Origin of the sequence: Microbacterium sp. SCN 69-37, assembly GCF_001724435.1 — a bacterium.
Classification (GTDB): domain Bacteria; phylum Actinomycetota; class Actinomycetes; order Actinomycetales; family Microbacteriaceae; genus Microbacterium; species Microbacterium laevaniformans.
This window is the reverse complement of sequence record NZ_MEEL01000033.1, coordinates 1-22157: the sequence shown is the minus strand read 5'-3', so window position 1 is coordinate 22157 and position 22157 is coordinate 1. Positions and strand designations below refer to the sequence as shown.

The window sequence follows — 22157 nt, the reverse complement described above, 5'->3', positions numbered from 1 at the left end:
AGGCCCGGTGAGCGGTCGCGGTCGATAGCCTGGACGGGTGACCGACACCTCCGAGCGTTTCCCCGCCTCGCGCGGCGGCGACCTGCACCGTCCGTACGCCGCGGCATCCGACCGCTACTCCGCCTCCACGTTTCGTCAGGTGGGCTCGAGCGGGCTGTATCTGCCGGCGATCTCGCTGGGGCTGTGGTGGAACTTCGGCGACAACGTGCCCTTCGACAACCAGCGCGCGCTGCTGCGCCACGCCTTCGACCGCGGCATCACCCATTTCGATCTCGCGAACAACTACGGTCCGCCCTACGGCAGCGCCGAGACGAACTTCGGGCGCATGATGCGAGAGGACTTCCGGCCCTACCGGGACGAGCTGATCATCTCGTCGAAGGCCGGGTACGACATGTGGGACGGGCCCTACGGCCAGTGGGGTTCGCGCAAGTACCTGCTCGCCAGCGCCGAGCAGTCGCTGACGCGCATGTCGCTCGACTACGTCGACATCTTCTACTCACACCGCTTCGATCCGGTCACCCCGATCGAGGAGACGGTCGCGGCGCTGGACACTCTCGTGCGTCAGGGCAAGGCGCTCTACGTCGGCATCTCGTCGTACGAGCCCGAGCAGACGGCGAAGGCGGCTGCGGTGGCGCGTGAGCTCGGCACACCGCTGATCATCCATCAGCCGTCCTACTCGATCCTCGGGCGATGGATCGAAGACGGCTTGACCGGCGTGCTCCGGGAGGAGGGGATGGGGGCGATCGCCTTCGTGCCGCTCGCGCAGGGCCTGCTCACCGATCGCTATCTCGGCGACGGCACCTCGACCCGGTCGCAGGAGCGCTCGTCGCTGCCCGGGCGCCGTCTGACCGATACGGCGCTGGAGGGCCTGCGCGCGCTGAACGTGATCGCCCGTGAGCGCGGACAGAGCCTCGCGCAGCTCGCGCTGCAGTGGGTGCTGCGCGACGGCGTGGTGGCTTCGGCGCTCATCGGCGCTTCGCGCCCGCAGCAGCTCGACGAGAACCTCGCGGCCGTGCACGGTCCCGCCTTCGACGCGGAAGAGCTCGAGCGCATCGACGTCATCTCCGCCGGTATCGGCGAGGTGTGGGCGGACGCTTCGTGACGACCGCTGCGGCGGCCGGTCGCCGGGTGCACGTGCGTGCGCCCGGCAAGATCAACATCGCCTTCGACGTCGGTGACGTCCAGCCCGACGGCTACCACGACGTGGCCTCGGTGTATCAGGCGGTGTCCGCGTACGAAGACGTGTGGGCGCGGGTCGCGGACGACTTCACGCTCACGGTGACCGGCGATCTGGACGTGTCTGGTGTGCCGCTCGACGAGTCCAATCTCGCCGTGCGCGCCGCGCGGCGCGTCGCGGAGCGGCTGGGGTGGCGCGGCGGCATCCACCTCGACATCCACAAGGGCGTACCCGTCGCCGGCGGCATGGGCGGCGGCTCGGCGGATGCCGCGGCGGCTCTCGTGGCCGTCAACGAGCTGCTCGGCGGAGCTCTCACGACTCTCGAACTGCAAGAACTCGCGGCGCCCCTGGGCGCGGACGTGCCGTTCGCGGTGCTCGGGGGGACGGCCATCGGCACGGGGCGCGGCGACGAGCTCGCTCCGGCGCTGGCACGGGGCCGCTTCGACTGGGTGCTCGTGACGAGTGAGGACGGACTGTCGACCCCCGCCGTGTACCGGGAACTGGACCGGTTGAGAGAGCTGCCCGACATCGCGCCCGCCCACGGTGTACCCGCCGCCGACCCTGTCGTGATGCAGGCGCTGCGTGCGGGCGATCCCGCCGCACTCGCCGTGGCCGTGCGCAACGACCTGCAGGACGCCGCCCTCTCGCTGCGGCCGTCGCTGGCCGAGACGCTGCGCGCAGGTCATCGCGCGGGCGCGCTGGCCGGGCTCGTCTCGGGGTCCGGACCGACCGTCGCCTTCCTCGCCGCCGATGAGCGCGGGGCGTCGGCGCTGGCGTCCGAACTCGCCGCTTCGGCGGCGCCGGGATCGCGTGTGCTGCACGTGCACGGACCCGTCCCCGGCGCGCGCGTGATCACCTCCTGACCATTGCGCGTCTGCCGCATCGGGCAGACACCGACCGAAGAGCGTCCTCACGAACGGAGACCGCATGTCCGATCGCCACCCTCACCACGATGCGTCGCTGGATCGCACCATGACAGACGATCTCGCCGGCCGCGGGCTCGTCGTGCGTCGGGTCGACGATGCGCTGCGCACCGAGACCGACCCCTGGTTGGAGGCCGTCTCCCGCGGCTTCCTGGGCGGTGAGCGCAACGACGTGCAGCGTGATGCGTTCTTCGCGCACACGGCGTACCGGCGCAAGATCGGCGTGTTCGATGAGACCGCGCCCCAGCCGGACGTGCCGGTGGCGACCTTCGCCTCGTGGGCGGCGGAGCTGACCCTTCCCGGAGGGACCGTTGCGGCCTGTGCGATCAGCTCGGTGACCGTCGACCCCACCCATCGCCGCCGCGGCATCCTGCGCTCGGTGATGACGGGGGAGCTGCGTACCGCCGTGGAGCGCGGGCTTCCCGTCGCGATCCTCACCGTGAGCGAGTCGACGATCTACGGCCGCTTCGGCTTCGCGCCGGCCGCGCTCGCCGCGCAGTGGACGATCGACGCCCGTCGGGCGCGGTGGGTGGGCCCCGACGCGCCGGGACGCATCGACTTCGTCACTCGCGCGCAGGGGCGTGAGATCGCTGCGGCGCTGCACGAGCGCGTGCGCGCGCAGACGCCGGGTGAGATCGACATGCCCGGTGGGCACTGGGACCGCTTCTTCGGCACCCGAGCCGACGTCGAGAAAGCCGAGGAGCTGCGGGTGGTCCAGTACCGCTCCGCAACGGGAGACGTCGACGGCGTCGCCCTGTACAAGGTCACGGAGAACGAGCACGACTTCGCGGCGTCCACTGTCGATGTCCTGCTGCTGGTCGCGGCGACCGACGAGGCGTACGCGGGGCTGTGGCGCTTCCTGCTGACGATGGACCTCATCGCCACGGTGCGCGCCGGCGAACTGTCGGTCGACGAGCCGCTGTGGTGGATGATCGCCGACCAGCGGGCCGCGACCGTCACCGTGCGCGACCACCACTACACGCGGATCCTCGATGTACCGGCCGCCCTGTCGGCGCGCACCTACGACGTCGCCGACACGGTCGTGCTCGACGTCGCCGATCCGCTGGGCATCGCCTCCGGGGTGTTCCTGCTGACGACGGATGCCGACGGCACCGCCGCGGTGGAGCTGGTCGACGAGCCGCCGGTCGGCGTGCCGACGGTCACGCTCGGGGTGGCCGCGCTGTCCGCGCTGCTGCTGGGCGGCGTGTCGCCCGTGACGCTGGCGCGCGCGGGCCGTCTGGTCGCCGACGACGCCCCCGCGCTCGCACGGCTGTTCGCCTCCACGGTGCCGCCGCGCCTGAGCTTCTGGTACTGAGCGCCGGGACCTCTCGCGTAGCCTGGAGCGGATATGGCGCATCTGCTCGGGGCTGAGGGCCTCCACCTGGAATTCCCCACGAAGGTCGTCTTCGACGGCGTCTCTCTCGGCGTCGACGAGGGGGATCGCATCGGCATCGTCGGCCGCAACGGCGACGGCAAGTCATCCCTCATGGCCATGCTGGCCGGCCGCCTCGCGCCGGATGCCGGGCGCGTGACGGTGCGCGGCGGCGTGCGCGTGGGCGTGCTCGACCAGGGCGACACGCTCGATGACACGTTGACCATCGCGCAGAGCGTCGTCGGCGACCGTGCCGAGCACGACTGGGCCGGGGATGCCGGGGTGCGCGACGTGATCGCGGGCCTCGTGGGTGATCTCGACTGGGACGGCCCGGTCGCCGGACTCTCCGGAGGGCAGCGGCGACGGGTCGCGCTCGCGCACCTGCTCGTCGGAGACTGGGACGTGCTGGCGCTCGACGAGCCCACGAACCACCTCGATGTCGAAGCGGTGGCCTGGCTCGCCGCGCACCTCACGCGGCGCTGGTCGGCATCCCAGGGTGCGCTCCTGGTCGTCACCCACGATCGATGGTTCCTGGACGAGGTCTGCACCAAGACGTGGGAGGTGCACGACCGCATCGCCGAGCCGTTCGAGGGCGGCTACGCGGCCTACGTGCTGCAGCGCGTCGAGCGCGACCGCCAGTCGGCCGTGATCGAGCAGCGTCGACAGAACCTCGCTCGCAAAGAGCTCGCGTGGCTGCGCCGCGGCGCGCCGGCGCGCACCAGCAAGCCGCGGTTCCGCATCGAGGCGGCCAATGAACTCATCGCTGACGTCCCCGAGATCCGCGACAAGGTGCAGTTGCAGTCGCTCGCCGTGTCCCGGTTGGGCAAGGACGTCGTCGACCTGCTCGACGCCGGCGTGACTTACGGCGATCGACTGGTGCTGCAGGACGTCGAGTGGCGCATCGCGCCGGGGGAGCGCACCGGCATCCTCGGCGTCAACGGCGCCGGCAAGTCCACGCTCCTCGGTCTCATCGCCGGCACGGTCGAGCCCACCCACGGTCGGGTCAAGCGCGGAAAGACCGTGAAGGTCGCGACGCTCACGCAGCGGATGGACGAGCTCGACCAATACCTGGACGATCCGGTGCGCGTGGTCATCTCGGGGCTGCGCACGAGCTACACCATCGGAACGGGCTCCAAGGCATCCGAGCTCACGCCGGGCCAGCTGCTGGAGCGCATGGGCTTCAGCTCGGCGCAGCTGTCGACGCCCGTGAAGGATCTGTCCGGTGGCCAGCAGCGTCGCCTGCTGCTGCTGCTGATCCTGCTCGATCAGCCCAACGTGCTGATCCTCGACGAGCCGACCAACGACCTCGACACCGACATGCTCGCTGCCATCGAGGACCTCCTCGACTCGTGGGCCGGAACGCTGCTGGTCGTCTCCCACGATCGCTACTTCCTCGAGCGTGTCACGGACCAGCAGTACGCGGTCATGGGCGGACGGCTACGGCACTTGCCGGGAGGCATCGACGAATACCTGAGGCTCCGCGCCGTTCAGCGCGACCAGCCGGCTGCGCCCGTCGTGGCCGGCTCGGAGGGCGACACTGCTCCGGCGCTGGCCGGCGCCGACCTCCGCGCCGCGCAGAAGGAGCTCGCCGCGGCGGAGCGGCGCATCCAGAAACTGACGGCCCAGGTGGATGCCGCCCGCACCGCCCTTGCCGACCACGACCAGTCCGACTATGCGGGGCTGGGCGAGAAGATGCGCGCGATCGGCGAGCTCGAGGCAGAGATCGCTGCGCTGGAGGAGCGCTGGTTCGAGCTCTCCGAGCTCATCGGCTGAGCCGGCTGTCAGGAGTCGAAGCCCAGCGACAGCTTTCGCAGCAGGCCCGCGAGTCGCTCGCGATCGGAGCGTGACAGCACGCTGAGCAGCAGGGCTTCGGCGTCGACGAGGCGTGTGATCGCGGCATCCACGCGGGTCTTGCCCTCGTCGGTGATCGTCACCAGAACGCTGCGTCCGTCACCGGGATCGGCCTCGCGGCGCACCAGGCGGCGTCCGACGAGGCGATCGATGCGGTTCGTCATCGTGCCGCTGGAGACCAGCGTCTGCTGCAGCAGCTGCTTGGGACTGAGCTGGTAGGGCTCGCCGGCCCGTCGCAGTGCCGACAGCACGTCCCACTCCCAGGGTTCGAGGTCGCTGCGACGAAACGCCTCGCGTCGCGCCCGGTCGAGATGACGCGACAGGCGATCCACCCGCGAGAGCACCTCCAGCGGCGAGAAGTCGAGATCCGGTCGCTGGGCGCCCCACGCGCCGACGATGCGGTCGACTTCGTCGTGCTCGGTGGACATGCCTCCATTATCGTCACGGCGGCGCTATCGTGTGAATACGCGTTCGAGAAGGAGAACAGATGCGCATCGTGATCGTCGGGGGAGTGGCCGGAGGCATGAGCTGTGCCGCGCGTGCGCGCAGGCTCGATGAGGCGGCCGAGATCATCGTCCTCGAGCGGGGCGCGCACGTCTCGTTCGCGAACTGCGGCCTGCCCTACTACGTCGGCGGAGAGATCGCCGATGAGTCCGCTCTGCTCGTGCAGACCCCGGCCTCGCTGAAAGCGTCTCTCGCGCTCGACGTGCGCCCCGGTCACGAGGTGACGGCGGTGGATGCCGCGGCCAAGACCGTGACCGTGATGAGCGCAGACGGTGTCGACACCCTGCACTACGACGCCCTCGTGCTGGCTCCGGGCGCCGCCGCGGCGACGCCGCCCATCACCGGACTGGACTCGCCGCGGGTGCGGACGCTGCGCAGCGTCGAAGACGCGGTCGCGTTGCGTGATCGCGTCCAGGCCGGTGCGCGCCGTGCCGTCGTGCTCGGAGCGGGCTTCATCGGCATCGAGGCCGCCGAAGCGCTCGCCCAGCGTGGGCTGCACACCACCGTCGTCGAGTTCGCGCCGCACGTGCTGCCCCCGCTCGAGGACGAGCTGGCCGCCCTCGTGACCGCGGAACTGCGGACGCTCGGCATCGAGGTGCGCGCCGGCACCGCGGCCACCGCGGTCGAATCCGGTGAGGACGGCGACGTCGTCGTCCTCGACGACGGCACCCGCCTGGACGCCGACATCGTCGTGCTCTCGGTGGGTGTTCGTCCCGACACGGCGGTCTTCGAGGCCGCGGGCGTCGCATGCGTGCGTGGGGCGATGATCATCGACGAGCACGGACGTACCTCGCTGCCCGACGTCTACGCGGTCGGTGATGCGACGGCATCCGTCGACGCCGTCACCGGGGCCGTGCGTCCCGTCGCGCTCGCCGGACCCGCCAACCGCGCCGGACGGCTCGTCGCCGACGCGATTCTCCGTCCGGAGCACGCTCGTCCGCTTCCGCGCCCCGTCGGGACGGCGATCGTCCGTGTCGGTGCGCAGACGGTGGCGATGACCGGCGCGAACCGCGCCGCGCTCGCCGCCGCCGGGATCGACGCGGACACGCTGCACCTTCATCCGGGCCAGCACGCCGGCTACTTTCCCGGCGCTTCGCAGATCCATCTGGTCGTCCACATCCGTCGGAGTGACGGGTTGCTGCTGGGAGCGCAGGCCGTCGGCGCCGACGGGGTCGACAAGAGGATCGACGTGCTCGCGACGGCCATCCGTGCGGGCTGGGCGGTGGATGAGCTGATCGACCTCGACCTGGCCTACGCACCGCCGTACGGCTCTGCGAAGGACCCCGTCAACATGGTGGGGATGGTCGGCGAGAACGTCCGGGGCGGGGCCCTCCGCCTCTGGTACGCGCAGGACGTCGACGCGGTCGCCGAGACCGCGCTGATCCTCGACGTGCGTACACCCGCAGAACTGTCCACCGGGCACCTTCCCGGCGTGCTCGCCATCCCGCACACCGCGCTGCGCGGCCGGCTCGACGAGGTGCGAGAGGCTGCCGCCGGGCGACCCGTGCGCGTCATGTGCCAGTCGGGCGTGCGCTCCGCGATCGCGCACCGCGTGCTCGCGCAGGCCGGGTTCGACTCGGCGTCCCTGTCCGGCGGCATGCTGACGCTGCGCGCCGTTCTCGGTGAGCGGGCGGATGCCGTGCTCGTCTCCGACCGCACACGCGTCTGAGGCGCGCGGACTCTTCCCCTCCCTGGCACGACCGACGAACAACGAACAGGAGAACTCCCATGTGCTCAGCAGTGACCTGCCGAACCTGCGGCAAGACGACGTGGGCCGGCTGCGGCCAGCACGTCGACCAGGTGATGAAGAACGTGCCGGCATCCCAGCGCTGCCCCGGCCACGAGCAGGCAGCCGGCGGCGGCTTCCTCGCCCGCGTGTTCGGGCGGTGACGACGAACGTGTCCGCATCCGACGCGGCGACGGCGCACGACGGCGCCGCGCAGCGCAAGATCGCCAACCGTCTGCGCCGTGCGCGGGGCCAGCTCGATGCGGTCATCGCCGCCGTTGAGGAGGGAAAGCCCTGTCGCGACGTCGTGACGCAGTTGGCTGCCGTCTCCAGCGCGCTGGACCGCGCCGGCTTCGCCATCGTGTCCACGGCGCTGCGGGAGTGTCTTTCCGATCCGGAGGGTGCAGCCGCGGAAGACGGCGTCACCGCCGACGAGCTGGAGAAGCTCTTCCTCATGCTCGCCTGAGCACGGCGATGCGGTCATCCGGGGTCGGGACTGGCAGACTGGAGCGGCACACCCGCCGTCTCGTGGGGTGCGGTCCGCCGTAGTGTAACGGCAGCACGACAGCCTTTGGAGCTGTGAGGTTCAGGTTCGAATCCTGGCGGCGGAGCATGACAGAGAACAGGTTGGATGCGTCCCTCGCCGTCGTGATCCTCGCCGCGGGGCAGGGTACGCGCATGCGCTCGTCGCTGCCGAAGGTGCTGCACCGCATCGGGGGCCGCCCCCTCGTCGGGCACGTTCTCGACACGGCGCGCGACCTGTCGCCCGCCCACGTTCTCGTCGTCGTCCGGCACGAAAGGGATCTCGTCGCCGATGCGGTGACCGGTATCTCGCCCGAGGTCGTCGTGGTCGACCAGGACGAGATCCCGGGCACGGGTCGCGCCGTCGAAGTCGCCCTGGACGCCGTCCCCGATTTCGACGGCGACGTGCTGGTGCTTTCCGGTGACGTCCCCCTGCTCGATGCCGAGACGCTGAGCGCCCTCATCCGAGACCACCGCTCGTCCCGGGCTGCGATCACACTGCTGTCGGCCGTGCTCGACGACGCGACCGGCTACGGCCGTGTCGTGCGCGCCACCAACGGCGGCGTGGAGCGCATCGTCGAGCAGAAGGACGCCACGGCCGCGGAAGCGGCGATCACCGAGATCAACGCGGGCGTCTACGTCTTCCAGGCGGAGATGTTGCGTTCGCAGCTGGCGCGTGTGGGCACCCAGAACGCGCAGGGCGAGAAGTATCTGACCGACGTCGTGGGCCTGGCCCGCACCGCGGGGCTCGCCGTCACGGCATCCGTCGTCTCCGACGTCTCGCTGACGCTCGGCGTCAACGATCGCGCGCAGCTCGCCGAGGCCGGGCGCCTGCTCAACGCGCGCACCGTGCGCCGGTGGCAACTCGACGGCGTCACGATTCAGGATCCGGCGACGACCTGGATCGATGTCACCGCGACCCTCGCGCCCGACGTGACGGTGTTGCCCAACACTCACATCCTGCGCGCCACCGCCGTGGCTGCCGGCGCCACGATCGGACCCGACACGACGCTGGAGGACTGCGAGGTGGGCGAGAACGCCGTCGTCCGCCGCACTGATGCGACTCTCGCCGTCATCGGGGCGGGCGCCTCGGTCGGACCGTTCGCCTATCTGCGGCCGGGTACCGTGCTGGCCGACGGAGGCAAGATCGGAACGTTCGTGGAGACGAAGAACTCCACCATCGGCGCAGGCAGCAAGGTTCCCCACCTGTCCTACATCGGCGACACGACGATCGGACGCGGCGTCAACCTCGGCGCCGGCGCGATCACCGCGAACTACGACGACATCGCCAAGCATCGCACCGAGATCGGTGACGAGGTGCACTCCGGCTCGCACAACGTCTTCGTCGCGCCCGTTAGGATCGGAGATGGCGCCAAGACCGGTGCCGGTGCGGTGATCCGGAAGGACGTCCCGCCCGGAGCTCTCGCCTTGAGCGTTGCCCCCCAGCGCAACGTCGAGGGGTGGGTCGAGAACCACCGACCGGGAACGGCCGCGGCCGCGGCCGCGGCACGTTCCCGCACTGCACAGGAAGCGGACCATGGCGCGCAAGAAGCACACGGTTGACCTGGACGTCGAGCGCGGGATCGCCCCCGGACTCGTCGCCAAGACCAAGAAGCGTCTGGTCGTCGCCAGCGGCAGCTCGCATCCGACCCTGTCGCATGACGTCGCCCAGGCGCTCGGCACCGAGCTGGTACCGACCGAGCATCGTACGTTCGCCTCCGGCGAGATCCTGACCCGCTTCGAGGTGTCGATCCGCGGCTGCGATGCCTTCATCATCCAGTCCTTCGGCCCCCCGGTGAACGAGTGGCTCATGGAGCTGCTGATCATGCTGGATGCCGCCAAGCGCGCCTCCGCGAAGCGGATCACCGTCGTCGCGCCGTATTACCCGTACTCGCGTCAGGACAAGAAGGGTCGCGGTCGCGAGCCGATCAGCGCGCGTCTCGTCGCCGATCTGCTGAAGACGGCGGGTGCCGACCGCGTGATGAGCGTGGACCTGCACGCCGCTCAGATCCAGGGGTTCTTCGATGGACCGGTCGATCACCTGTTCGCCAAGCCCGTGCTGCTCGAGTACTTCCAGAACAGCCTTTCGACCGACGACCGTGCCAAGCTCACCGTCGTCTCGCCCGACACCGGGCGCGTGCGCGTGGCCGACCAGTGGTCCGACTCGCTCGGAGCGCCTCTCGCGATCATCCACAAACGCCGCGACCCGAACGTCGCCAACCAGGTGACCGTCAACGAGATCGTGGGACACGTCGAGGGTCGCGTCTGCCTGCTCGTCGACGACATGATCGACACCGGCGGCACCATCGTCAAGGCGGCGCAGGCGCTGAAGACCAACGGGGCCGAACGGGTCATCGTGGCGGCCACGCACGCGGTGTTCAGCGCTCCGGCGACCGAGCGCCTGCAGGATGCCGCGATCGACGAAGTCGTCGTGACCGACACGATTCCCCTTGCGGACGAGAAGCGCTTCCCGGGGCTGACGATTCTGCCCATCGCTCCGCTGCTCGCGCGCGCGATCAAAGAGGTCTTCGAGGACGGGTCGGTCACAAGCATGTTCGACGGCGCCGCCTGAGACAGGGAAACGCCGAGGACGGGCCGGAGATATTACCGGTCATCCGGCCTGCGGGTGGATCCGCATCGTGCCTAGGATCGCGGTATGACCCCTCCGATGCTCGAGGCGGACCTGACTGTCGCCGCACCTCATGCTCGACCGATCGATGACCTGCGCAGCGCGCTGCGGGTCGACGGCGATGGCTTGAGCGCGGCCGACGTCGCGGAACGGCTCGAGATCGCCGGTCCCAACCTGCTGCCGGAGCCGAAACGCACGCCGGGGTGGCTGCGGTTCCTCTCCCACTTCAACGACACTCTGATCTACATCCTGCTGGCCGCCGCCGCCATCAAGGCCGTGATGGGCGACTGGCTCGATTTCTGGGTCATCATGGCCGTCGCCATCATCAACGCGGTGATCGGGTATGTCCAGGAAGGGCAGGCGGAAAAGGCTCTCGCGGGCATCCGCGGCATGCTCTCCCCCGAAGCCACCGTGCTCCGCGACGGTCGCTGGGCCACGGTGCCTGCCGCCGACCTTGTACCGGGTGACATCGTCCGGCTCATGCCCGGCGACAAGGTCCCCGCCGACGTCCGCCTCGTCGAGGCGACGCAGTTGCGCATCGACGAAGCCGCGCTGACGGGGGAGTCGGTGCCGTCGTCCAAGGATCCGGCGCCCGTTGCCCACGGAGCCGGCGTGGGAGACCGTGCGTCGATGGCATTCTCCGGCACGATCGTCACCGGCGGTCAGGGCGCGGGCATCGTCACCGGAACGGGCGCGGCGACCGAGATCGGGAAGATCCAGGCCCTCGTCGGGGAGGCGGGCTCGCTCGATACACCGCTCACGATCCAGCTGGCATCTTTCGGCAAGAAGCTCACCCTCGTCATCCTCGGGATGGCGCTGGCCATGATGGTCATCGGCCGATACCTGCACGACATGCCCCTGCCCGACCTCGTCTCGGCGACGATCGGTTTCGCCGTGGCGGCGATCCCGGAGGGGCTTCCCGCGCTGGTGACGATCACTCTGGCGATCGGCGTGCAGCAGATGGCCCGACGTCACGCGATCACCCGTAAGCTGCCCGCCGTCGAGGCGCTCGGCTCGGTCACCACCGTCTGCTCCGACAAGACGGGCACGCTGACCAAGAACGAGATGACGGTGCGCACGATGCTCACCCCGGTCGGACGCTATGAGGTTTCCGGCCTCGGCTACGACCCGACGGGCGAGATCACGCCGGCCGGCGGCTCAGACCTGGCGGCGCTGCTGGCCGTGGCCGACCTCTGCAACGACGCCTCGCTCGAGCGCGTGTCGGCGGGGGCCGATGTCGACAGCGCCCGGACGCTCGGCTGGGCGCTCGTCGGCGAGCCGACCGAGGGGGCGTTGAAGGTCGTCGCCATGAAGGGGGGATCGGATGCCGGGGGAGCGCGTCGCATCGGTGTCGTGCCGTTCGATTCCGCCCACAAGTTCATGGCGACCCTGAACGAGAGCCCCGACGGCTCCCGGGCAATCCTTGTGAAGGGCGCCCCCGACCGTCTGCTCGATCGCGCGCTCACCCAGCGCGGTGCCGACGGGTCCGAGCCGCTGGACCGCGCGTTCTGGGAGAACGCGGTGGACGAACTCAGCGGACAGGGGCTGCGAGTGCTGGCCGCGGCGCGCAAGCCGACGCGCGCCGACACCGTGAGCGCTGATGAGCTCATCGACCTCGAACTCCTCGGGCTGTGGGGCATCGTGGATCCGCCGCGCCCGGAGGCCATCGAAGCGATCGCGGACTGCCACGCCGCCGGCATCCGCGTGAAGATGATCACGGGCGACCACGCCGGCACCGCCATGGCGATCAGTCGCGAGATGGGTCTGGTCAGCAGCGACGACGCTCCCGTGCTCACCGGTGCCGAGCTCGAAGCGCTGAGCCAGGAGCAGCTGAAGGGCGTCGTGCAGGGGGTCGACGTCTTCGCGCGAACGAGCCCCGAGCACAAGATCCGGATCGTACGTGCACTGCAGTCCCACGGCGAGGTCGTCGCGATGACCGGCGACGGCGTCAACGACGCACCGGCGCTGACCCGGGCCGATATCGGCATCGCAATGGGCATCAAGGGAACCGAGGCCACGAAGGAGGCCGCCGAGATCGTCCTCACCGACGACAACTTCGCCACGATCCGCAGCGCGATCGCCGAGGGACGGCGGATCTACGACAATCTCCGCAAGTCGGTCGTCTTCCTGCTGCCGACCAACGGTGCGCAGTCGCTCGTGATCCTGGTGGCGGTCGTCTTCGGCCTCACCCTGCCGCTCACACCCGTGCAGGTGCTGTGGGTCAACATGGTCACGGCCATCACCCTCTCGCTTGCGCTGGCCTACGAGCCCGCCGAACGGGGCATCATGAACCGACCACCGCGGCCGACCGGCGGATCCATCGTCTCGATGCGTGAGCTCGGCTTCATCCTGGCGGTCTCGGTGCTCATCGGCGGCGCGACCCTCGGTGTGTTCGCCCTCGCGCTCGCCCGCGGGGTCGATCTCGATGTCGCGCGCACCGAGGCTGTCGCCATGCTCGCTTTCGGTCAGCTCGCCTTCCTGCTCAACTGTCGCTTCCTCGGCCGCTCGAGCCTGACGCTCGACGTGCTGCGCGGAAACCGTGTGATCTGGTGGTCGGCGGCGGCCCTGCTCGTGCTCCAGGCGCTCTACACCTACGTCCCCTTCCTCAACGACCTGTTCGGCTCCGAGCCCCTGGATGCTGTGGGCTGGCTGATGCCGATCGCCGCCTCTGTGGGCGTCTTCTTCGCGGTCGAGGGCCTGAAAGCGCTTCGCCGCGAGCGCGAAGCGCGCGTGTGAGGCCGGCCCGACGGGCGATTCGTGCCCGCGCGGTGAGGACGGTTCTCAATGCGAATGCATAGGTGATACGCGGGGGTGGCGCAGAAGGGCCCCAGTAGCGTGGAGGGGCGCCACCGCGATGCGCCCCCCCGCATCTGAAGCGGCAGGGCACGACAGAAGGAGGACCATCATGATCCGCACCACCGCCGTACCCCGTTCCGTCCGCACCGGCGCTGCTGCCGCCTCGGTGTTCGGAATGATCGCCCTCGCGGGCTGCTCGGCCACCACGACGAGCACCGCGTCGCCGTCGGCCGCCCCCGCCGACGAGTCCACCCCCTCGACGGCGTCCTCGGCTCCTGCCACCGGCAGCACCGGGGCCGCCGCCTCCGGCAGCGTGTACAAGGACGGCACCTACTCGGCCGACGGTTCGTACGCGACCCCCGAGTCGGTCGAGACCATCTCGGTGACGGTCACGCTCGCCGGCGACGTCATCACCGACGTGCAGGTCAGCGGAAATCCGACCAAGAGCGAGTCGAAGCAGTATCAGAGCCAGTTCATCGGCGGAATCAGCTCCGAGGTCGTCGGCAAGAAGATCGAGGACATCTCGGTGTCGCGCGTCGCCGGTTCGTCGCTGACCAGCGGTGGATTCAACAAGGCGATCGAAGAGATCAAGACCGAAGCGAAGGCGTGACCGCGCCCGACGCGCCCGACTCGTCCACGCCCCCCGCTTTCCGCTGGGAGTTCGAGGCGATCGGCACGCGCTGGCGCATCGACACGGCCGTGGAGTTGTCCGCCACGGTGCGCTCCGAGGTCGGTGTTCTGATCGACGCGTTCGACCGCGCGTGGTCGCGATTTCGGCCCGATGCCGAGATCGCCGCGCTCGCGACGGCGGCAGGATCCATCCCGGCGCCCGTCGACGCGGCGCCGATGCTGGATCTGTTCCTCGCGCTGAGCGAGGCCACGGCCGAAGCCGTCAACCCGCTCATCGGCGACGCGCTCGCGCGCCGTGGCTACGACGCCCAGTACGGGCTCGTGGACCACGGCGCGCAAGCCGCTCCGGCGGGATGGTCGCAGCTGCTGACATGGGGCGGCGATCGGCTCACCCTGCGCACGCCGGCGACGATCGATGTCGGAGCGCTCGGCAAAGGGCGCCTCGTCGACCGCGTGCTGCGTCGCGTCGCGGCGCACGTGGAGGGTGCGGTGACGGTCGACGCCGGCGGCGACATCGCTCTGCGCGGCAGCGAGACGATCGCACTCGAGCACCCCTTCGACCCGACGCGCGCGATCGGGGTGTGGCGGGTGACGGATGCCGCGCTCTGCGCGTCCGCGATCCAGCGCCGCGCCTGGCCGGCCGCGGACGGCGGGGGACTGCATCACGTGCTGGACGCGCGCACCGGAGAGCCGGTGCGCACGATCGCCGCGACGTGGGTGGTCGCTGCCGACGCCATGACCGCCGATGCCGCCGCCACCGCGCTCTTCTTCGACGGCGGACCCGCGTTCGCCGACGCTCACGCCGCGGCGTGGGTGCGTATGATCACCGACGGCCGCGTGGAGTGGTCGCCTGACAGTAAGGCAGAGTTGTTCCTGTGATGAGCTCACTCACCGCGGCATGGAGTCGCACCCTGGCGGTGCTCGGTCGCGTATCGATGTACCGCCTGGTCGTTCTCGCGCTCGTCGTCCTGGCCGCGATCGCTCTCGTGCTGTCCTTCGCGGGAGCGGTCGGACCCTCGCCGTGGGAGCTGCTGGTTACCCTCCTCGTGCTCGCGTTGGTCTGTGCCGCGACCGATGCGATCGCGCACCGCGTGCTCGGCAAGGACTGGCGGTGGGAGTCGTCGCTCGTCACCGTGCTGATCCTGCTGTTCGTCCTGCGCCCCACGGTGGAGCCGGCGGCGCTCGTGGGCATCGCCGTCGCGGGACTGGTGGCCTCGGCATCCAAGTACCTGCTGGTCTGGCAGGGACGCCACATCTTCAATCCCGCTGCGGTCGGCGCGACGGTGCTCACGGTGTTGAGCGTGTGGCTGCCGGACCTGGGCTCGTCCGCATGGTGGGTGGGTTCCCCCTTCCTCGCCGGACCCGTCATCCTGCTCGGCCTCGTCGTGCTCGTTCGCACCGAGAAGGTGCGCATCATCGCGCTCTTCCTCGTCGTCGCGGTGGCGGTCGCCTTCGTGCGCACCACGCTGCAGTACCAGCAGGCGGGGCTCGCACTCGATGCGGGGACGGTGTTCTGGAACATCCTCTGGTCGTCGCCGTTCCTGTTCCTCGGCGCTTTCATGCTCTCCGAGCCGCTGACGCTGCCCCCGCGCCGGTGGCAGCAGTTCGTGGTCGCGGCGGTGGTCGGCGTCCTCGCCGGCTGGCCCGTCGACGTCGGCGACGTCAGTCTCGGTCAGGAGCGCGCGCTGCTGGTCGGCAACCTCATCGCCTTCGTCTTCGCCCTACGTACGGCGGTGCGCCTCACCTTCCAGGAACGTGTCGCCCTCACGCCCACCGTGCGCGAGCTGTCGTTCCGGGCGGAACGGCGCTTCCGTTTCGTCGCGGGGCAGTATCTCGAGCTCGAGGTGCCGCACCCCCGCCCCGATGCGCGTGGCACGCGCCGGGAGTTCAGCATCGTCTCGGCCCCGGAGGAGCTGCCGGAGGTGCGCATCGCGCTGCGCGAAGGATCGCAGTCCAGCTACAAGAAGGCGCTCGCGCTCGTCGAGCCGGGCCAGCAGCTCGCGGTGACCGGCGTGTGGGGCGACTTCGTCCTGCCGGCGCGCGCGTCGGCGCCGGTGCTCATGGTCGCCGCCGGCATCGGCGTCACGCCCTTCGTCTCGCAGCTGCGCCACCTGCGCCTGTCGGGGGAGCAGCGTGACGTGGTGTTCGTCTACGTCGCCGCGGATGCCGAAGAGCTCGCGTTTCGCGACGAGCTCGAACACGCCCGCATTCCGGTGATCGTCTTCACTCGCACCGAGCCCGACACGCTTCCCGGGCACTGGACGTGGGCGCAGGGCGTCCGTCTGGATGCCGCGGGACTGCTGCAGATGGTGCCCGATCTCGCGTCGCGGCATGCCTACGTGTCGGGTCCGCCGCGTCTCATCGCGGACCTCGCCCCCGCCCTCGAGAAGGCTCGGACACTCACGACGGACGCCTTCTCGGGTTACTGATCGGCACCGCACCCGTGGTGCGGGGGCCGCGTGCGCCCGGTCGTCGGGGCGGTCTCGGCCCCGGTCGCGCGCAGCCCGGGTCAGGCCGGCGCGTCGGCCGCGTGCGGGGCCGCCGGGCGCGCCGGCAGTCGTACCTCGAACTCGGTGTGTCCCGGTTCGCTGTTGACGGAGATCGTGCCGTGGTGCGCGGTGACGATCGCCTTCGCGATCGACAGGCCCAGGCCGGTTCCTCCGGTCTGGCGTGCGCGGGAGGTGTCGCCGCGCGCAAACCTCTCGAACAGCTCGCCGGCGACCACCGGATCGATGCCGGGACCGTTGTCGGTGACGCGCACGACGGCGTCGCCCCCCTCGACGGCGACGCTCGCGGTGACCGTCGTTCCTGCCGGCGTGTGCACGCGGGCGTTGGTGAGCAGGTTCGCCACGACCTGATGCAGACGCATCGTATCTCCGGCGACGACGACCGGTTCTTCGGCGGCATCCAGCTGCCATTCGTGTCCTGAGCCGGCGACCTGTGCGTCGGCGACACTGTCGACGACCACTCGCGTGAGGTCGACGGCGCCGTACACGAGTTCCTTGCCCTCGTCGAGTCGAGCCAGCAGCAGCAGGTCTTCGACGAGCGCCGTCATCCGCAGGGAGGCGGACTGGATGCGCTCCAGGCTCTGCTCCGACTGCTCGGCGCTGATCGCGACCTGGGCCGGTGTGGCCGCGTCGCCGGCGGCGTTCACGGTTCGCAGCGACCGCAGGGAAAGCTCGGAGTAGCCGCGGATCGCCGCCAGGGGAGTGCGCAGCTCGTGGCTGGCGTCGGCCACGAACGAGCGCATGCGTTCCTCGTTGCGTTGCCGGGCGGCCAGTGACACGTCGATGTGGTCGAGCAGAGTGTTCAGTGCCGCACCGACACGCCCGATCTCATCGCTCGCATCGGCTTCGGATGCCGGGACGCGCTCGGAGATGGTGACGTCGCCCGAGTCCAGCGGCTGCGCAGCGACGCGTGTCGCCGTGGCGGCGACGGCCCGAAGCGGCCGAAGGGAGTAGCGGATCACCACGGCGATGACGGCCGCCAGCAGCAGCAGCCCTCCGGTGGTGACGAGGGCGACGGTCGTCAGGATCTGCGCAATGGTCGTGTTCACGGTCGACACCGGCAGCCCGACCGCGATCGCGTAGGGACCGGCGCCGGTGGTGAACAGCCGGTAGGTGCCGATGTCGTCCACCGTCCCCGTCGCGGAGGGACCGGAGCCGAATGCGTTGGCGATCTCGAGTACCTGTGCGTCCGTCAGCGGCTTCACGCTGTTGCCGTCGAGGTACGCCCCGTCGAAGCCGCTCGCGGACCTCACGATCAGCAGCACTCCGGGAGTTCGCACGCGCGCCTCCTGCAGCACGGTGTACGCGGACTGCACGGTGCCGAAGTCCACCTTCTGCGAGAGCAGTTGCGCGCTGACACTGGCTGCCGCATCGCGCACTTGTGTGTCGAGCTGGCCGGACAGGATGTTGCCGAGAAGCGCGCTGGTGGCGACGCCGATCATCGCCAGAATCAGCGTGACCATGCCGACGACGGCCGCGATCAGTCGCGTCTGCAGGCTCCATTGCGGTCGCCGTCGGACCTTTTTCGGCGCAGGCGCTGCGCTCACTGCGGAGCTTTGATCATGTAGCCCACGCCGCGCACCGTGTGGATGAGCGGGTCACGGCCCGCGTCGATCTTCTTCCGCAGGTAGGAGATGTACAGCTCGACCACCGAGGAGCGCCCGCCGAAGTCGTAGTTCCAGACGCGGTCCAGGATCTGGGCCTTCGACACGACGCGACGCTGGTTGCGCATGAGGAAGCGCAACAGCTCGAACTCCGTCGCCGTCAGCTCGATCTCGGTGTCGCCGCGCATGACCTCATGGGAGTCCTCGTTCAGCGTCAGCTCACCGACGCGCAGGACGGGGTCGGCGCCGCCCGCTGTCGCGGTGCCGGCGCGGCGCATCAGACCGCGCAGACGCGCGACGACCTCTTCCAGGCTGAACGGTTTGGTGACGTAGTCGTCGCCGCCGGCGGTGAGGCCCGCGACGCGGTCGGCGACGGCATCCTTCGCCGTGAGGAAGAGCACCGGCACATCGTTGCCGGCGTGACGCAGTCGCTGCAGCACCGACATGCCGTCGAGGTCGGGCATCATGATGTCGAGCACCATGGCGTCGGGATCGAACTCGCGCGCCTGCGCGAGCGCGTCGAATCCCGACCCCGCCGTGCGGACCTCCCAGCCCTCCATGCGCAGCGCCATCGAGAGCAGGTCCGTGAGCATCTGCTCGTCGTCGACGACGAGGACGCGAAGGGCCGACCCGTCTGGGCGGTGCAGGACAGGGGAGGCGGCGAGAGCGGTCATGGCTCCATTGTGCTGCCGGTGCTGTGAAGAACCTATGCGCCGCGCTATGAGCCCGCTGTGGATTGCGGCAGGCTCTGCCGAGTGGCTCATAGCCACGTCCTCAGTCGCCCTTCGATCGATGTATTGGACGTATCTGCGCCGTGAGCTGTCCGGCCGCAAGAAGCAGACCACGATCGTGGCGATCGGCCTGGCCGTCGCGGTCGCGCTGGTCATCATGGTCAACGCGCTGTCCGCGGGCGTGCGCGACGCAGCGCCAGTCCGGCACCGCTGAGGGCGGCGCGCAGACCGCGCCGCAAGCGGGCGAGGGCAGCCGCGGTCAGGGCGGCGAGGGCGGTGGCGGGGGATTCCAGGGGACTCCTTCGGCGTGGATTCCTTCAGCGTGCTCGGCGTCGACCCCGGCGCCACCGCCGCGGGGCCGTTGACGGCTGCCACCGTCAGCGGTGGACGCGCGCTCACCTCTTCTGACGCGGGTACGGATGTCGCCGTGGTCGACGCGACTTACGCGGCCAGTGCCTCTCTCGCCGTGGGCGGCACCATCGATGTGGCGGGGACGCCGTTCCAGATCGTCGGGATCGTCGCGTCCGCGTCCTCGTCGGCCGACACCGCCGCCAACGTCTACATTCCGCTCGATGTCGCACAGAAGCTCTCCGGCGCGGGCGACGTCGTCTCCACGGTGTACGTGCAGGCCGGCTCGAGCGATCGCATCGCCGCGATCCAGTCCGCGCTCACGGCCGCCCTCCCCACGGCGACCGTCAGCTCGCAGTCGGACCTTGCCTCGACCGTCTCGGGCTCGCTCGCCAGCGCGAGCTCGCTGATCACGAACCTGGGCACGTGGCTGTCGATCATCGTCCTCGTGGTGGCCGTCGCTCTCGCGGTCCTGTTCACGATCTCGGGTATCTCCCGACGCACCCGTGAGCTGGGCACGCTGAAGGCCATCGGGTGGTCCAACGCGCGTGTGGTCGGCCAGGTGGCGGGGGAGTCCGTGGTCCAGGCCCTCATCGGCGGTGTCATCGGCGTGGCGCTCGGCCTCATCCGCGCGCTGATCATCAACATCATCGCCCCCACGGTGTCGGCCTCGGCGGGCGCGACCGCCGGCCGAGGTCCGGGCGGGGGTGGTCGCGGCGGGGGAAGCGGGTTCGGCGGTCAGCTGGCGCAGACGACAACCGAGATCGCGCTGCACGCGCCGCTGTCGCTCTGGATCGTCGGGCTCGCTCTCGTGCTCGCCGTCCTCGGCGGTCTGATCGCCGGCGTGTTCGGTGGCTGGCGTGCCGCCCGTCTCAGTGCCGCGGAAGCACTACGGGCGGTCTCGTGAGCGCCCCGGCCCCCCCACCGACATCCACGATCTCGAAGGAACGACCGACATGACCGTGATCGATGACACCATCGCTACCCCTGCGCCGACCGCGGCGGGAGCGGCCTATCGCTTGACGTCCGTGACGAAGACCTACCGTCAGAAGGGCAGGGAGGTGAAAGCCTTGACGGGGGTCGACCTGCAGATCGAGGCAGGAGAGTTCGCGACGATCCAGGGTCCCACGGGTGGGGGCAAGTCGACCCTGCTTCAGATGCTCGGCGCGCTCGACGTCCCGACCAGCGGAACGGTGCTGCTCGGCGACACCGACCTCGCGGCGGCATCCGCGACGAACCTGCAGAAGGTGCGCGCGCACGAGATCGGCTTCGTGTTCCAGGCCTTCAATCTCATTCCCACGCTCACCGCGGCGGAGAACGTCGCCATGGGCCTGGAGCCGCTGCACCTGGACCGCGCCGAACGTGACGCCCGTGTCGCCGAGGCACTCGCGCACGTCGGCCTCTCCGACCGCGGCGGTCATCGTCCGGGCGAGCTCTCCGGCGGGCAGCGGCAGCGCGTGGCGATCGCACGCGCCATCGCGAAGCGCCCGCGGGCGCTGCTCGCCGACGTGCCGACGGGAGATCTCGACGAGTCGATGCGCGACGAGATCCTCGTGGTCCTCGAACGCCTCAACGCCGAGGGTCTGACGCTCGTCGTCGTCACCCATGACTCGGCGGTCGCGCGTCGCGCCCGTCGTCGGTTGCGGCTCGACAAGGGCAGCGTCACCGACATCACGGCGTGAGAGCGGGGGAGCAGACGGGCCGCCGCGCGGGCTTAGGGTTGCTCTCATGGCTCAACCCCAGTGTGTCGTCTACGACGGCGGCGTCGCCCACCCCACCGACGCCGCACCGGCCGACGCTCTCGCGGAGGCGCGCCGCCGAGGCGGGATGCTGTGGATCGGCCTGACCGCCCCGAGCGATGACGAGGTGAGCGCGCTCGCCGACGTGCTGCAGCTGGAGCGGCTCGGCGTCGCGACGGCGCTGCGCACTCATCAGCGGTCGAAGCTCGAGCGCTTCGGCGATCACCTGTTCGTCGTCGTCCAGCCCTCCCGGTACGACGAGCCGACCGAGACGGTGCAGTGCCGCTCAGTCGACCTCTTCGTCGGCCCCGACTTCTTCGTCGTCATCTCCGGCGACGGCGCGGTCGACATCGATCGGCTCCGGGCGCTGCTCGACCAGCATCCCGACATCGCGGCTCGAGGGCCCCTGGGCGTGCTCTGGGGAACGTTCGAGTACGTCACGCTCGGGTACCGGTCCGTCATGGACGAGATCGAGCACGACATCGACGAGATCGAGGAGCAGCTCTTCGCCGAAGACGAGGGCGTCTCCCGTCGCATCTTCGCGCTGCAGCGCGAAGTCATCGACCTGCGCCATGCGACGGCTCCGCTGCCGGCGATGATGGACCGCCTGGAGCACTACGTGAGTACACGGATGCCGAGTGGCGAGGCCCCCGGATACCGGGAGATCGCCGATCGTGCCCGCTACACCGATGCGCGAGTGGCGGCGTTTCGCGAAACCCTCGACAATGCGCTGACGATCCACGCGACGATCGTCGACCAGCGACGCAACGACCAGATGAGCGAGATGACGCGCACGAGCATCGAGCAGAACGATCAGGTCAAGAAGATCTCGTCCTGGGCCGCCATCGGCTTCGCGCCGACGCTCGTTGCCGGCATCTACGGCATGAACTTCCACGACATGCCCGAACTGTCATGGCCGTGGGGGTACCCCTTCGCCATCGCGCTTATGGCGGCTGTCAGCACGGGGCTGTATCTGGTCTTCAAGAAGAAGGACTGGATCTAGGCCGTGTTGATCAAGTCGGTCTTGATCCAGATCAGGGTGGCGGCGAGGCAGATCGCGGCACGGTAGTTGCGGGCGGTCTTGTCCGAGCGCATCGC

20 protein-coding genes and 1 tRNA gene are annotated in these 22157 nt (G+C 70.0%); 18 read left to right on the top strand and 3 right to left on the bottom strand.

Annotation, left to right across the window (positions count from 1 at the left end; translation table 11 throughout):
* Window positions 1-37 precede the first annotated feature (37 nt).
* From ABS64_RS10400 to ABS64_RS10385, 4 genes are all read left to right on the top strand, one after another.
* Window positions 38-1102: an aldo/keto reductase gene (locus tag ABS64_RS10400; RefSeq protein ID WP_036284731.1), complete on the top strand. Its 1065-nt coding sequence runs from the start codon at window positions 38-40 to the stop codon at window positions 1100-1102.
* Entirely contained in the window at window positions 1099-2040 is a 942-nt protein-coding gene (locus ABS64_RS10395) for a 4-(cytidine 5'-diphospho)-2-C-methyl-D-erythritol kinase (protein ID WP_061683030.1), read from the top strand. Before ABS64_RS10400 ends, ABS64_RS10395 begins: the two co-directional genes overlap by 4 nt.
* 109 nt (window positions 2041-2149) lie before the next feature.
* Complete coding sequence (locus ABS64_RS10390) at window positions 2150-3415, top strand: GNAT family N-acetyltransferase (RefSeq protein ID WP_231477031.1); 1266 nt, start codon at window positions 2150-2152, stop codon at window positions 3413-3415.
* A 33-nt stretch (window positions 3416-3448) separates the two neighbouring features.
* Complete coding sequence (locus tag ABS64_RS10385; protein ID WP_292683413.1) at window positions 3449-5245, top strand: ABC-F family ATP-binding cassette domain-containing protein; 1797 nt, start codon at window positions 3449-3451, stop codon at window positions 5243-5245.
* A gap of 8 nt (window positions 5246-5253) precedes the next feature.
* Here ABS64_RS10385 and ABS64_RS10380 read toward each other — a convergent pair whose 3' ends face one another.
* Window positions 5254-5751 carry a MarR family winged helix-turn-helix transcriptional regulator gene (locus tag ABS64_RS10380; RefSeq protein WP_016464639.1) on the bottom strand — a complete coding sequence of 166 codons (498 nt, stop codon included), beginning with the start codon at window positions 5749-5751 and terminating at the stop codon, window positions 5254-5256.
* A 59-nt stretch (window positions 5752-5810) separates the two neighbouring features.
* Here ABS64_RS10380 and ABS64_RS10375 point away from each other — a divergent pair, with 59 nt between their 5' ends.
* The 10 genes from ABS64_RS10375 to ABS64_RS10330 all read left to right on the top strand — a co-directional run bounded on the left by ABS64_RS10375 (window position 5811) and on the right by ABS64_RS10330 (window position 16559).
* Entirely contained in the window at window positions 5811-7496 is a 1686-nt protein-coding gene (locus ABS64_RS10375) for an FAD-dependent oxidoreductase (protein WP_036284743.1), read from the top strand.
* A 59-nt stretch (window positions 7497-7555) separates the two neighbouring features.
* A complete protein-coding gene (locus ABS64_RS10370) occupies window positions 7556-7717 on the top strand; it encodes a hypothetical protein (protein ID WP_005052456.1) in 162 nt (53 codons plus the stop codon).
* Window positions 7714-8019 (top strand): metal-sensitive transcriptional regulator, encoded by a 306-nt coding sequence (locus ABS64_RS10365; RefSeq protein WP_016464641.1) that lies wholly within the window; start codon window positions 7714-7716, stop codon window positions 8017-8019. The genes ABS64_RS10370 and ABS64_RS10365 overlap by 4 nt, the downstream gene beginning before the upstream one ends.
* Window positions 8020-8092: 73 nt before the next feature.
* Window positions 8093-8164 (top strand) — tRNA-Gln (locus ABS64_RS10360).
* Window position 8165: 1 nt separating this feature from the next.
* On the top strand, window positions 8166-9638 hold the full coding sequence (glmU, locus tag ABS64_RS10355; RefSeq protein ID WP_016464642.1) for a bifunctional UDP-N-acetylglucosamine diphosphorylase/glucosamine-1-phosphate N-acetyltransferase GlmU: 1473 nt from the start codon (window positions 8166-8168) through the stop codon (window positions 9636-9638).
* Window positions 9613-10647: a ribose-phosphate diphosphokinase gene (locus ABS64_RS10350; protein ID WP_036284745.1), complete on the top strand. Its 1035-nt coding sequence runs from the start codon at window positions 9613-9615 to the stop codon at window positions 10645-10647. Before glmU ends, ABS64_RS10350 begins: the two co-directional genes overlap by 26 nt.
* Window positions 10648-10731: 84 nt before the next feature.
* Window positions 10732-13440, top strand: a complete 2709-nt coding sequence (locus ABS64_RS10345) for an HAD-IC family P-type ATPase (protein ID WP_036284749.1) — start codon at window positions 10732-10734, stop codon at window positions 13438-13440.
* 169 nt (window positions 13441-13609) lie between these two features.
* Complete coding sequence (locus ABS64_RS10340; RefSeq protein ID WP_036284750.1) at window positions 13610-14110, top strand: hypothetical protein; 501 nt, start codon at window positions 13610-13612, stop codon at window positions 14108-14110.
* Window positions 14107-15009 carry an FAD:protein FMN transferase gene (locus ABS64_RS10335; protein WP_288121742.1) on the top strand — a complete coding sequence of 301 codons (903 nt, stop codon included), beginning with the start codon at window positions 14107-14109 and terminating at the stop codon, window positions 15007-15009. The genes ABS64_RS10340 and ABS64_RS10335 overlap by 4 nt, the downstream gene beginning before the upstream one ends.
* Window positions 15009-16559 (top strand): FAD-dependent oxidoreductase, encoded by a 1551-nt coding sequence (locus ABS64_RS10330; protein ID WP_036284754.1) that lies wholly within the window; start codon window positions 15009-15011, stop codon window positions 16557-16559. Before ABS64_RS10335 ends, ABS64_RS10330 begins: the two co-directional genes overlap by 1 nt.
* 80 nt (window positions 16560-16639) lie before the next feature.
* Here ABS64_RS10330 and ABS64_RS10325 read toward each other — a convergent pair whose 3' ends face one another.
* Window positions 16640-18184 (bottom strand): ATP-binding protein, encoded by a 1545-nt coding sequence (locus ABS64_RS10325; protein WP_036284756.1) that lies wholly within the window; start codon window positions 18182-18184, stop codon window positions 16640-16642.
* Complete coding sequence (locus tag ABS64_RS10320; RefSeq protein ID WP_016464648.1) at window positions 18181-18915, bottom strand: response regulator transcription factor; 735 nt, start codon at window positions 18913-18915, stop codon at window positions 18181-18183. Before ABS64_RS10320 ends, ABS64_RS10325 begins: the two co-directional genes overlap by 4 nt.
* Window positions 18916-19033: 118 nt before the next feature.
* On the opposite strand from ABS64_RS10320, the gene ABS64_RS14705 reads away from it, so the two are divergent.
* The 4 genes from ABS64_RS14705 (at window position 19034) to ABS64_RS10305 (ending at window position 22062) form a co-directional block, all read left to right on the top strand.
* The gene (locus tag ABS64_RS14705) at window positions 19034-19186 is read left to right on the top strand and encodes a hypothetical protein (protein ID WP_363331282.1); all 153 of its coding nucleotides are present in this window, start codon (window positions 19034-19036) and stop codon (window positions 19184-19186) included.
* A gap of 93 nt (window positions 19187-19279) precedes the next feature.
* A complete protein-coding gene (locus ABS64_RS10315) occupies window positions 19280-20227 on the top strand; it encodes an ABC transporter permease (RefSeq protein WP_331709143.1) in 948 nt (315 codons plus the stop codon).
* Window positions 20228-20276: 49 nt separating this feature from the next.
* Window positions 20277-21002 (top strand): ABC transporter ATP-binding protein, encoded by a 726-nt coding sequence (locus ABS64_RS10310; protein WP_061683029.1) that lies wholly within the window; start codon window positions 20277-20279, stop codon window positions 21000-21002.
* A 46-nt stretch (window positions 21003-21048) separates the two neighbouring features.
* Window positions 21049-22062, top strand: coding sequence for a magnesium and cobalt transport protein CorA (locus tag ABS64_RS10305; protein WP_061682945.1), 1014 nt, complete (start codon window positions 21049-21051; stop codon window positions 22060-22062).
* Window positions 22063-22157 lie beyond the last annotated feature (95 nt).